The organism is Acinetobacter terrae (assembly GCF_002135195.1).
GTDB lineage: Bacteria > Pseudomonadota > Gammaproteobacteria > Pseudomonadales > Moraxellaceae > Acinetobacter > Acinetobacter terrae.
The window spans coordinates 158140-170908 of the sequence record NZ_NEGF01000007.1 but is presented as its reverse complement, the minus strand read 5'-3'; the positions used below and the strand labels follow the sequence as shown (position 1 = coordinate 170908).

General features: G+C 42.9%; 10 protein-coding genes and 1 pseudogene. 6 read left to right on the top strand and 5 right to left on the bottom strand.

The window, feature by feature from the left end:
* Nucleotides 1–181 (top strand): annotated as a pseudogene (locus tag B9T23_RS09890) (IS4 family transposase); the annotation flags it as partial.
* A 51-nt stretch (nt 182–232) separates the two neighbouring features.
* Here B9T23_RS09890 and rsmB read toward each other — a convergent pair.
* Together rsmB and fmt are read right to left on the bottom strand one after the other, a co-directional pair.
* Nucleotides 233–1540, bottom strand: coding sequence for a 16S rRNA (cytosine(967)-C(5))-methyltransferase RsmB (gene rsmB, locus B9T23_RS09885; protein WP_086193978.1), 1308 nt, complete (start codon nt 1538–1540; stop codon nt 233–235).
* Nucleotides 1540–2499 (bottom strand): methionyl-tRNA formyltransferase, encoded by a 960-nt coding sequence (gene fmt, locus B9T23_RS09880; protein ID WP_086193985.1) that lies wholly within the window; start codon nt 2497–2499, stop codon nt 1540–1542. The genes rsmB and fmt overlap by 1 nt, the downstream gene beginning before the upstream one ends.
* 428 nt (nt 2500–2927) lie before the next feature.
* Between fmt and ilvD (B9T23_RS09875) the strand changes: the two genes are divergently transcribed.
* The 4 genes from ilvD (B9T23_RS09875) (at nt 2928) to B9T23_RS09860 (ending at nt 8480) form a co-directional block, all read left to right on the top strand.
* Entirely contained in the window at nt 2928–4757 is a 1830-nt protein-coding gene (gene ilvD, locus B9T23_RS09875; protein ID WP_086193977.1) for a dihydroxy-acid dehydratase, read from the top strand.
* A gap of 388 nt (nt 4758–5145) precedes the next feature.
* Nucleotides 5146–6831, top strand: coding sequence for a dihydroxy-acid dehydratase (gene ilvD / locus B9T23_RS09870; protein ID WP_086193976.1), 1686 nt, complete (start codon nt 5146–5148; stop codon nt 6829–6831).
* Between the two features lie 70 nt (nt 6832–6901).
* Entirely contained in the window at nt 6902–8212 is a 1311-nt protein-coding gene (locus B9T23_RS09865) for a hypothetical protein (RefSeq protein ID WP_086193975.1), read from the top strand.
* On the top strand, nt 8193–8480 hold the full coding sequence (locus tag B9T23_RS09860; protein ID WP_067725683.1) for a chorismate mutase: 288 nt from the start codon (nt 8193–8195) through the stop codon (nt 8478–8480). The genes B9T23_RS09865 and B9T23_RS09860 overlap by 20 nt, the downstream gene beginning before the upstream one ends.
* Before the next feature lie 78 nt (nt 8481–8558).
* On the opposite strand, the gene B9T23_RS09855 is transcribed toward B9T23_RS09860, so the two are convergent.
* Entirely contained in the window at nt 8559–9050 is a 492-nt protein-coding gene (locus B9T23_RS09855; protein WP_086193974.1) for a peptidoglycan amidohydrolase family protein, read from the bottom strand.
* Between the two features lie 501 nt (nt 9051–9551).
* On the opposite strand from B9T23_RS09855, the gene B9T23_RS09850 reads away from it, so the two are divergent.
* Nucleotides 9552–10289: a sulfite exporter TauE/SafE family protein gene (locus B9T23_RS09850; protein ID WP_086193973.1), complete on the top strand. Its 738-nt coding sequence runs from the start codon at nt 9552–9554 to the stop codon at nt 10287–10289.
* 35 nt (nt 10290–10324) lie between these two features.
* Here the strand turns inward: B9T23_RS09850 and B9T23_RS09845 are convergent, their stop codons facing one another.
* Nucleotides 10325–11227, bottom strand: a complete 903-nt coding sequence (locus B9T23_RS09845; RefSeq protein WP_086193972.1) for a LysR family transcriptional regulator — start codon at nt 11225–11227, stop codon at nt 10325–10327.
* A gap of 104 nt (nt 11228–11331) precedes the next feature.
* Nucleotides 11332–12633, bottom strand: coding sequence for a solute carrier family 23 protein (locus B9T23_RS09840; RefSeq protein ID WP_086193971.1), 1302 nt, complete (start codon nt 12631–12633; stop codon nt 11332–11334).
* Between the last annotated feature and the right edge of the window lie 136 nt (nt 12634–12769).

Below are 12769 nucleotides of genomic sequence, written 5' to 3'. Positions count from 1 at the left end.
CCTGATTGCCTATTTACTGGTGAGTTTTGCCCGGCATTTAGGACAAGAAGGCTGGACGGTTCAACGGTTACTAAGAATGATCCAAGTAAATCTGTTTGAGAGAAAAACCTTAAAAGCTTTATTCATGCCCGATAAAATACCGATAAAACAAAAGGAAGCTCAATTGAGCCTCCTTTTATGAAAAATTGTGGGACAGCAGTGGGCTTAAAGCCACCTTTTTGAACTGAATCAGTTATGCAGTTTTCTGGATACGGCAATAGAAGAAACCATCGCCATGACCCACTTGTGGCAGTAATTGGCGACCGTGAATTTGTTCAATTCCCCAGTTCGCATCAATTTTTTGTTCTTGTGCATCGGAGTGAGTGGCGAAAAAATCCACCATTTGCTGTTCATTTTCAGCTTTTAAAATCGAGCAGGTGATGTACAGCAAGGTGCCACCGACTTTCAGCTGTTGCCACATATTTTCAAGAATCTGTTTTTGCAACTCAACAGTTTTGGCAATATCACCTGACTGACGCAGTAAACGAATGTCTGGATGGCGACGGATTACACCAATCGCTGAACATGGTGCATCCAGTACGATACAATCCGCAAGTTCAGGCGCAGTCCATTTCGCTGCATCTGCTGTGATAATTTCTACGTGTTTGCCGTCGAGAATCAGACGTTCTAGGTTTTCAGATACACGTTTTAAGCGTTTTTCATCTTGGTCGAGTGCAATCAGTTTTTTCGGCTGATATTTCTCTAAAAGATGCGCCGTTTTACCACCAGGTGCTGCACAGGCATCAATGACAAATTTACCGTCTAGATTAGGCACTAAAGTTGCGCAAAGCTGAGCATGTTCATCTTGTACCGAAAAACCGCCGGCTTCAAAACCAGGCAGGCTCGGCACATGAATACTTTCATCCAGTACAATACCGACATCCGAGAGTTCACAACGATGTGCATCGATGCCTTCATCTTCTAGAATGTCAAGGTATTCTTCACGGCTGACTTGGCGGGTATTGACGCGTAAAGTTAGGGGTGCAACCTGTTTAAGCTCGTAACTGAGTTCTGCAAATTGCTCGCCCCAATCTTTCTTTAAACGCTTGGCCAACCAGCTTGGGAGGTTCGACGCATTTTCCAATACATCGTAGAACTGTTCGGTTTCACGTGTTGCACGGCGTAAAATGGCATTCACCACGCCACTTAAACTTTCCATGCCCAGTTGTTTACTGGCTTCTACCGTTTCAGAAATTGCAGCATGTGCAGCCACACGGGTACACAGCAATTGATATAAACCGACATATAAACAGGTTTCAACCACGGCATTTTCAAGCGGTACAGAAAGCAGCGGTAAAGTCACCTGTTTCAGTGCGTGCCACTGGCGTAGACAGCCAAGAACCAATTCGTGATACAACGCGCGGTCTTTATCTGACACGATATTCATGTGCTGATTTAACACAGATGCCAGTGATTGACCATTTTGGACAGCCAATAACGTTTTAACAACCTGAGCACGTAAGTTTAAAGTCTTACCAGAGGCGTGGGGAGATTGTCTCATTATAAAATTTGTCCGATATTCAGTTTTTGAGTTTGTAAAATTTGTACGGCATTCAGCGGTTTGCCACCCGGCCATTGTAAAGCAGTTAGCGTGATTACAGTGTTATTTGCACAGGCAACATGGACGCCGTGTTTATCAATCGCAATGATTTCACCCACCTGGGCATTTTCCGCAGTTGCATCAGATAACTTGGAATTCCATACCCGTAAGTTATTTGTTTCATCGAGTACGATAAATGCCACTGGCCACGGGTTAAAAGCACGAATATTACGGTCGATTTGTACCGCATCGATTGACCAGTCAATTTGAGCTTCAGCTTTTGACAATTTGTGCGCATAGACAGTCAAAGCTTCATCTTGAACTTCACGTGTTTCTAAATAGTGCTGTAATGTTTGTTCTGATTCTAAAACAGCGGCAATGGCTGTTGCACCTTGTTCAGCTAATTTATCATGCAAAGTTGCAGAAGTATCTGTGGCTTCAATTGGGCAGATGGTTTTATACATCATGTCACCGGTGTCCAGACCAGCCGCCATTTTCATAATGGTGACGCCGGTTTCACGATCGCCTGTGGCAATGGCGCGTTGAATCGGTGCTGCACCGCGCCAGCGTGGCAATAAAGAGCCATGAATATTGAGACAGCCATATTTAGGCGTGTCTAAAACCACTTGTGGCAAGATCAAGCCATAGGCGGCTACCACCATAATATCAGCACCCAACGCAGCCAATTCTTGTTGCGCTGCCAGACCTTCATCAGTAGAAGACTTGAAATGTAGCGGTTGATAAACCGGAATGTTGTGTTCTAAAGCCAATTGTTTGACTGCGGATGCGTGAAGTTTTTGCCCGCGACCTGCTTTGCGGTCAGGTTGGGTATAAACAGCCACAATTTCATGGTCGGTTTTTAACAGCGCGTCTAAAGCGACAGCTGCAAATTCAGGGGTACCCGCAAAGATGATTTTCACACATGAAATTCCAAATAAACTTAACTTATTATAAGGCAAAACCAGAGCGAGACCTAAGGTCGTGTACATGAACTCACAAGCTACTGAAACTAAGATACTTATCTAAAGTTTTCGAAGATGGATCTTTATTTAAGAGGGGTTAATAATAAAATAAAGTAATGCAAAATTAAAAAATTATTCATGAAAGTTTTGTATTTAATTCAGTGTTATGGCGTTATATTAGCTTTCAGTATCAGTTTATTTTATATGAATCGTCGAAAGATCAATAGATTTCTCTCGTAAAAGAGCATGCTTATGGGACTTTGCTTAACCACAAGCTGTAGTAAGATAGGTCTATATTTCGACTGATTTAGCGTTATATATCAGTATCATCAGCTAGAGTGAATCCTAGAATTCATTTCGAGCACAAACTTTGTTGGAAATACACAATGCCTGACTATCGTTCAAAAACATCGACACATGGAAGAAATATGGCTGGCGCACGTGGCTTATGGCGCGCAACCGGCATGAAAGATGAAGATTTTGGTAAACCGATTATTGCGGTGGTCAACTCTTTCACTCAGTTTGTACCGGGTCACGTCCATTTGAAAGACCTAGGTCAGCTTGTGGCACGTCAAATTGAAGCGTCAGGCGGTGTAGCCAAAGAATTCAATACCATTGCCGTGGATGATGGGATCGCCATGGGTCATGACGGCATGCTGTATTCATTGCCTTCACGTGACCTGATTGCGGACTCGGTGGAATATATGGTCAGCGCGCACTGTGCGGATGCCATGGTGTGTATTTCCAACTGTGACAAAATTACCCCGGGAATGTTGATGGCGGCAATGCGCCTGAACATTCCAGTGGTGTTTGTTTCTGGCGGTCCAATGGAAGCCGGTAAAGTCAAAATCCGTGGCAATGAAAAAGCCATCGATTTGATCGACGCAATGATTGTTGCTGCAGATGATAGCTATAGCGATGAAGAAGTTGCTGAATACGAACGTTCGGCGTGTCCAACTTGTGGTTCATGTTCAGGCATGTTTACTGCCAACTCAATGAACTGTTTGACTGAAGCCTTAGGTTTATCTTTACCGGGTAACGGTTCTACGCTTGCAACTCATGCCAACCGTAAAAAGCTGTTTGAGCGTGCCGGTCAACTGATTGTTGAGATTACTAAACGTCATTACGAACAAGACGATTACAGCGTTCTTCCTCGTTCAATTGCCACCAAAGCATCGTATGAAAATGCCATGACTTTGGATATTGCGATGGGTGGTTCAACCAATACGGTTCTGCATTTGCTGGCTGCTGCAAATGAAGCGGGCGTTGACTTTACTATGGACGACATCGATCGTTTATCGCGTAAAGTCCCTGTACTGTGCAAAGTGGCGCCTGCAAAACAAGACGTGCATATGGAAGACGTACATCGTGCCGGGGGCATTATGTCGATTCTTGGCGAGCTTGATCGCGCAGGTCTGTTAATCACTGATGTTCCAACGGTTCATGAAAAAACCTTAAAAGATGCTTTGGATAAATGGGACATCATTCGTACTGAAGATCCTGAAGTGTATCAATTCTTCCGTTCAGCACCAGGCGGTGTACCAACGCAAACAGCATTCTCGCAAGATCGCTACTATCAAACTTTAGATGGTAACCGTGAAACCGGTGTAATCCGTAATGCAGAACACGCCTTCTCGAAAGACGGTGGTTTGGCTGTACTTTACGGCAACATCGCGCTGGATGGCTGTATCGTAAAAACTGCCGGTGTCGATGAATCTATTTTGAAATTCAACGGCACAGCACGTGTCTTTGAAAGTCAGGATGCTGCTGTAGATGCAGTATTAGGTGGTGTCATTAAAGCCGGTGATGTAGTGGTGATCCGCTACGAAGGTCCACGTGGTGGCCCGGGTATGCAGGAAATGCTGTATCCAACCAGTTACCTCAAATCGAAAGGTTTAGGTAAAGAATGTGCCTTATTGACTGATGGTCGTTTCTCTGGCGGTTCATCAGGTCTTTCTATTGGTCACGTATCACCAGAAGCTGCTGAAGGCGGTGCAATTGGTTTGGTTGAAGATGGCGACATCATCGAAATTGATATTCCAAATCGTACTATTCACTTGGCTGTGGATGAAGCAACCATGGCTGCGCGCCGTGAAGTGCAAGAGCAAAAAGGCTGGCATCCAGTGGAAGAACGTCCACGTAAAATTTCGAAAGCATTGAAAGCATATGCTATGCACACCACAAGTGCGGCGAAAGGCGCGGTACGTGAAATCTAAGCTGTAATTTTTACAGATTAAAAAAGCACTCTAAATGGGGTGCTTTTTTTATTTGAGATTTATACGTTCAGCACGACGGAGTCTTAAAGGAAATTGTTTAATTGCAGTTTATAACCTTCGGTTCGACCTACTTTTGTTTTGGCAAAAGTAGGCAAAACCATTTTCATCTGCAAAACTCGTCCGAAACTAGCATTTTTCACTTATATCGCAGAAACAGTAAATATTAATTGTAGTCCTGCCTCGGACAGTTGCAGATAACTTTGGCATGTATCAAATGCTAGAGAAACAGCTGAAAGCTGTATTGCGCAGTTTTAATTCTATACAATGATCTTAGAATAAATTGCTACAGACTGAAGCGTAAAATCGGTCATCGTCAAGGAATAAAATAATGAGTAAAGATAATATCCGCGAGCATTCCGCACCGGTTTATGAAGGGATTGAAAATGCACCGGCACGTTCCATGATGCGTGCCACAGGTTTTAAAGATGCAGACTTTACCCGTCCATTTATCGGTATTGCTTCGACTTGGGCCAATGTCACGCCATGTAATATGCACATTGATGGTTTGGCACGTGAAGTGGAAAAAGGCGTCAATGCTGCTAACGGTAAAGGGATTATCTTCAATACCATTACTATTTCTGACGGTATTTCCAATGGTACCGAAGGCATGAAATACTCACTGGTCTCTCGTGAAATTATTGCAGATTCGATTGAAGCAGTAGTCGGCTGTCAGGCTTATGATGGCGTGATTGCGATTGGGGGTTGTGACAAAAACATGCCGGGTTGCATCATGGGACTTGCGCGTTTAAATCGTCCGGGTCTGTTCATTTATGGTGGAACGATTAAACCGGGCGCGGGTCATACCGACATGATCTCTGTATTTGAAGCCGTGGGTCAGTATGCCAAAGGTGAGATCAACGAAATTCAAGTGAAACAGATTGAAGAAGTGTCACTGCCTGGTCCAGGTTCATGTGGTGGAATGTACACTGCAAACTCGATGGCATCTGCCATTGAAGCACTCGGCATGAGCTTGCCTGGTTCATCTGCACAAGAAGCGGTTTCAGAAGAGAAAAAAATTGACTGTCTGCGTGCGGGCGAAGCGGTGATGAACCTGTTACGTCTGGACATTAAACCGCGTGACATCATGACCAAGGCGGCATTTGAAAACTCCATTAAAGTGCTGATTGCACTGGGTGGCTCGACCAATGGTGTGCTGCATTTATTGGCCATGGCACATACTGCAGGCGTTGAATTGTCACTGGATGACTTCGTGCGTATTGGGCAAGACATTCCTGTGGTGGCAGACGTGCGTCCATCAGGTAAATATCTGATGTCTGAACTGATTGCGATTGGCGGTATTCAGCCTTTAATGAAACGTATGCTCGATGCCGGTATGCTGGATGGTTCTTGCCTAACTGTGACTGGTAAAACTCTGGCGGAAAATTTGGCGGATGTTGAAGATTATCCTGAAGGTCAGCAAATCATCCTGCCATTTGATGCGCCGATCAAAAAAGACTCGCACCTTGTGGTATTGAAAGGCAACTTGTCACCAACCGGTGCAGTAGCAAAAATCACCGGTAAGGAAGGTCTGTATTTTGAAGGGCCGGCACGTGTATTCGAAGGTGAAATTGGTGCGATGCGCGGGATCTTGGACGGTGAAGTGCAAGAAGGCGAAGTGGTGGTGATTCGTGGCGAAGGACCGAAAGGTGGTCCCGGTATGCCAGAAATGCTCAAACCCACCTCTGCCATTATTGGTAAAGGCTTGGGTAAATCAGTTGCACTGCTGACAGATGGTCGTTTCTCAGGGGGGAGTCATGGTTTTGTGATTGGTCATGTGACCCCTGAAGCCTATGAAGGCGGTCCCATCGGTTTGGTCAAAAATGGCGATAAAATTTCCATTAATGCTGAAACCCGAGAAATGACATTGCATATTTCCGATGAAGAAATGGCAGCACGTAAAGCCGCTTGGGTGAAGCCAAAACCCAATTACACCTATGGAGCTTTGGCGAAGTTTGCCAAATTGACCACAGGGGCTGAAAAAGGGGCAGTTACGGATCTAAATTTAGATGTATAATTGATCATTCCCTAACAAATTGTTATAAACCCTTGTAGCACTACAAGGGTTTTTTTTCGAGGCTTATCTCATGTCACTGTTGCGCCGTTGGTTTGATCCACTTCGATCGCGTTGGTTTTACCAAAAGCCGACTCGTAAAGTGGTGTTATCTACGGAACAGGGTTTAAGTATCCATTTACGTCTGGATGATGTGTACAGTTATTTGGCTGTGCAGCAGTTACCTGAACTTGAAGAAATTTTGAGTGATGAACTCAAACCTTTAAAAGTCATTATTTCCAGCCGAACGGCAGAACCCCCCAATTATATGTCTGCAATTGAGTGGCAAAATTACTGCTTAAACGATGCCAAAATTCTATCTAAACAGCATCGCTTTAGTTTCCATGAAACCCCAGAACAACCGCCCACTGAGGCATTAAAACAAGCAGAAACCATCCTTCGCAATACCCCATTACGCGGCCAAGATTTTCTCTATTTACTCGAAGATGTATTTCACATGCTGTGGCAAAAACAGTATGGAAAATTACGTACATTACATGCCATGGCCAGCCGACATCATAGTGCTCAAGACTTTCCAGAACGTATTTTTAACGATGATGAAGTTCTTGCCAGCTATTTCGAATTTGGCGAGCGTAAATACCATGCGGTCGATGATTTGCTTCGCCTGATGCGTCGTTTAAAACAACAAAAATTGCTGACCGGAAATCCAATCTTCCTGATTAATCATATTGATTGGTGTGAACATTTAATTAGTGATGCTGAAGAACTGAATGAAATTCAGGCGCTAGACCCTGAACTGGATTTGTATATTGCGCTTGAAGATCCAATCTCTTGGTTATTGTTGGCCTATATTAAAGAAGAACTGGCGAACTATTATAATATTCACCTGAATGTCTATCCGCTTTCTTATCATGGACGCGATCTATTTGACTGGAGTTTGGCGACTCGTCTTTCAAAACGAACAGAAGTGACATTTACCCCGTTTTGCCGTCCCACACAGCAAGCCACTTTTGAGATGGCACAATTGTTTTATAGTGTGCCTGAAGAGCAGCGTGTTGAAGCGATGTATAGCATTTTGCAGGCGGTATGGACCAAAGGCAAGGACATGTCGTTTAAATCACATTTCGATCAGATGCAGCGTGATTTAGAGATCGATGAATTAACCCATGAAGATATTACTGCCAAACTGAAAGAAAATGACATACTCTGTGAAATGAAATCACAGCCTGATTTCCCTGTGCTTGAACTGCGCATCGATGGTCAAAGTTATGTGTTTAATAGCTTGTATCGGGTCTGGATGATTGAAAGTATTTTTAGTAATGTTTTAGAAGACCAATATAAAAGTGAAAATGATGATAGAAAAGATGAAGAAAGAAAAATGTGAGTCTTTAGAACAAGTCCGTGAAAAGATTGATGCCATTGATACTGCACTGATCGAAATGATTGCAACGCGTCAATTTTATGTTGATCAATCGGTACGCTTTAAACGTACTGTGCAGGATGTACAGTCACCGGAACGTGTTGAGCAGGTGATTAGCAAAGTGCGCGCACAAGCGGTTGAATTGGGAACCGATCCGGATTTGGTTGAACACTTATATAGAGAAATGATTCAGCGTTTTATTCAACGCGAGTTGAAAGAGATTAGACCCTAATTTGATTGAGTCTAATGCCCAACATACTATAAAAAAGACACCTTAAAAGGTGTCTATTCGAACTGCGCTGTCTATCTATTACACAAGTCGGTAATAGGTATAGTTCACCTGATCATTCTTATAAACCGCATGACTGTTTTGGCGGAAATCAGAAACCCATTGGCGACCTGTATAGGCAGCAATATGACCATAAACATGCTTTTGGGTTCTATGAATAATATAAATATCGCCTTCTTTCGGATTATTAAAAGAGGGATTGATTTTTTTATAGCCAATCGTCTGAAGCGTATTTCCCCAATCTGCAGCTGCCACTGGATGGTTCACAATTCTGGCACCTGCTGACTGTAGTGCAATACGAATACTTCGTGCACATTTTTTAGTACTGGAAGCTGACGACATACTATGTAACTTTTGCGTGAATTTACGCACATCAAGATAAGGGATACCTTTATTCTTCTGTGGATTCTTGGCTCTTAAACCTGCTTGATTATCTTGATATTTCTGGGAGATCACTGCAGTGTTCTGGTTTGCAGCATTAATCATATTGCTATGATGTGCATCATAAATCATTCTTAAATCTCTACCTTATCTTCAATTGCTTTTAGAAAAAAATAGACAGCATTTTTCAGAACTGAAATACCAATATTTTTTCCTTAAAGTTATTTAAACGATATGTTATTACATAGCGTCTACTCATCAGGAGTGCGTACTTTAAAGTGATTTTGTTCGAAAATCCACCCGTTTTGCTCTTCAAAAAAGAAAATATGGGGCGAAAAAAGCGCTAAAATTGCTACGAGCAGGCCAGAAAACAAACACAAGATAGCTCATAAATCATACAGTTAAGATAAACTTAACAATATGTTATTAATTGATGTAATTTTTATGTAAACATGCAATTAATTGATCAATTAACAATCAAAACTTAACATTTTGTCATATTTATAGTCCATGTTTTTAACATTCAAGTATCAAAAAGCCTCAATTTTTCCTTGAGGCTAACTCCAAAAAACAATGATTTTTCAACTTTCCCGATTCATTTAGCATAGCGCTACGATTTGGAGAGTGCTGAGCATGGTTGGGTTTGTCATTGCAGTATTTGCTATTGCCGGCATGATTAAAGGCACTATTGGCCTAGGTTTACCCGCTGTTTCCATGGGCTTGTTGACGATTTTTATCAGCCCATTTCAAGCTGCAACTTTGCTTATTGTTCCCTCGATGGTCACCAACTTTTGGCAACTGTTTGCAGAAGGTCATGTACTCAAATTGGTTCGCCGCTTTTGGCCCTTATTGCTCGGTATTATTGTCGGTTCGATCTGGAGCATTTTCCCTACACTCGGACATGGTGAATTTCAAAGTGAAGCTTTGCTCGGTGGAATGCTGGCATTGTATGGGGTGTACGGTCTATTTTCTAAAAATATGCCGAACCTTGCACCGCATGAAAAATGGCTATCTCCGATCATTGGCTATCTAGGTGGTGCGCTGACGGTGGCAACCGGTGTGGTGGTGATCCCGGTGGTCCCTTACTTGCAATCGCTACATTTAAAACGTGATGATCTGGTGCAATCATTAGGTTTGGCTTTTACTACTTCGACCATTTGCCTTGCAGTTTTTTTGCATCAGAATCCAGTCGAGGATATTCCCATCGACTATAAAATGTCGTTGATTGCGTTGCTACCGGCATTGGTTGGTATGTGGTTGGGCACAAAAATTCGCTATCGCATTCCAGAACAAAAATTCCGTAAAGTGTTCTTTTGTAGCTTGGTGGTTTTTGGTGGCTATATGCTGTTGCATCAGTTTGGAATCATCTAAATTCGTGCTTAAACAGCGATAAGTAATAACTTACATTAAATTAATAATTTGGACGTTTTTGAAAGTAAAAACTGACTGAAATGTTGATAGGATACGGGTAATTGATCAAAGTTTTTAGCGGCCAATAACAGTTTACGGTTCGCCCAGTCTCCTGTTAATTCAATGTGATGAAATGCATAAACTGTCTTTAAACGAATGGCAGCGCGTTTCGGCATAATCGCAATACCGACCCCATTGGCAACCACTTGTGCAATCGCTGCAAAATTGGGTAAGCGTAAACGGTATTGAATTGCACAGCCGAGTAATTTTGCCTGCGTTTCAATGGATTGTTGCAGGGAATGATATTGCATTAAACCGACAAAGGGATAATTCAGGATATCCACTAATTTTAGTTCGGATTTGTCTTTTAGTTCGTGATTCATCGGGCAAATCAGCACTAAAGGATCATCGGAAAATTCCAGCGTTTGTAAATGATCAGAATTAAAAAAGCTCGAAATTAAGCCCAATTGTGCCGTGCCTTTTTCCAGTGCCTGAATAATATCGTTCGTTTCAGCTTCTTTTAAATCAATCTGTATATTGGGGTTTTCGACCAGATATTGCGGAAGGAGTAGGGGGAGATATTCACTTTGTGCCGACGAGTTACACCAGAGCGTCATTTGCGAATTTAAGCCTTCGGAAAAAGGTGCCATGACCTGCTGCAATTGCCTGCTTTGCTGGATGAGCAACTGTGCCTGCTCTGCAAAAGCTTGCCCCGCGATGGTCAGTTTGACCCCAACAGCATGCCGGGTAAATAGAGGTACTGCAAACTGTTGTTCTATTTTTTTAATCCGTTCACTGGCGGCTTGCAGGGAAATAGAAGAGCGTTCTGCACCTTTGGTTAAACTGCCTGTGTCCACAATATTTAAGAACAGCTGTAGATCAAAAAAGTCCAGTCGCATAGAGGGTGTCATCTAAGTGTAATTCACCTCATCATACTAAAATTTTTTAAATATCTGACATAAAAAAAGCAGCCTTGCGGCTGCCTAAAAATGTGTATTTATATTTATGATTTATCGCCTAAGCTAAAGAACCAGTTGAGAATCAGTGCTGCAAATGTAGCGGTACCAATACCACCGAGGTTAAAGTTACCGAATTGCAGCGCAAAGTCACCCGTTCCTAAAATAATGGTCACCGCAGCCACCATCAGGTTTTTGTTTTTAGAGAAATCAACTTTGTTTTCAATCCAGATTTTCGCACCGGCAATGGTGATCAAACCGAATACAACAATAGACGCACCAGTTAAAATTGCAGTCGGAATGGTGTGAATAATTGCACCAAACTTAGGAGATAAACCTAAGAACACGGCAAATACACCGGCAAATACAAAGATGATGGTGGAATAGACACGGGTCACTGCCATCACGCCAATGTTTTCGCCATATGTGGTCATCCCCGGCCCTCCGACACCACCAGATAATGTGGTGGCAATACCATCTGCAATAAAGGCTTTACCAATATGCGGGTCGAGGTTTTCACCGGTCATTGCGCCCACAGCTTTAATATGACCCAGGTTTTCTGCCACCAGAATCAAAGCAATCGGGGCAATGATGAGCATGGCATTGATATCAAATACAGGCGAATGGAAAGTTGGGACACCAAACCAGTCTGCCTGTTGAATCGGGGTAAAGTTAATTGCTGTGCCGTAACCCATCACATTGGAAACAATGTAATACGTCAGGTAAGCCAGTAATAAACCCACCAATAACAAGAGACGTTGCAATAAACCTTTGGTGAATACGGCAATCGAGCCCATACACAGCACGGTCACCAGTGACATCCACATGTTAAAGTCATTGCCTGCCACACCTTTCACCGTAACGGGTGCAAGATTTAAACCGATAATCATCACCACAGCACCGGTGACGACTGGAGGCATCAGTTTTTCAATCCAATTGGTGCCGGTCGCCATGACAATAAAGCCAAAAATGGCATACAGCACACCACAGGCCATGATGCCGCCAGCAGCTACGGCTAAATTGGCATTTGGTGCACCTGTACCAGACGCGGCATAACCGGTAGCGGCAATCACCACCCCAATAAAAGCAAAACTTGAACCTAAATAACTCGGTACGCGACCACCTGTGATTAGAAAAAACAGAATGGTACAAATACCCGACATTAAAATGGCCAGATTCGGATCAAAACCCATTAAAAAAGGTGCAAGAACCGTTGCCCCAAACATGGCAAAAGCATGTTGTACACCTAAGACCACACTTTGAGCAGGAGGGAGATACTCATTGGTACCGACTGGACGTGCATCGATTTGACCTGAATAAGGACGCCATTTGGGAAACCAGCTGGACATAAAATGAGCGCTCAAAAGATAAATTGTGCACATCATACTCTTGTTTTTTAGAAGATTTAATCTCTTTAACAATATTTTTGTTCAAATTAATGTACTGACTTTTCTTGTTTTTTTACCGGATGGTAAAAGTTTTATT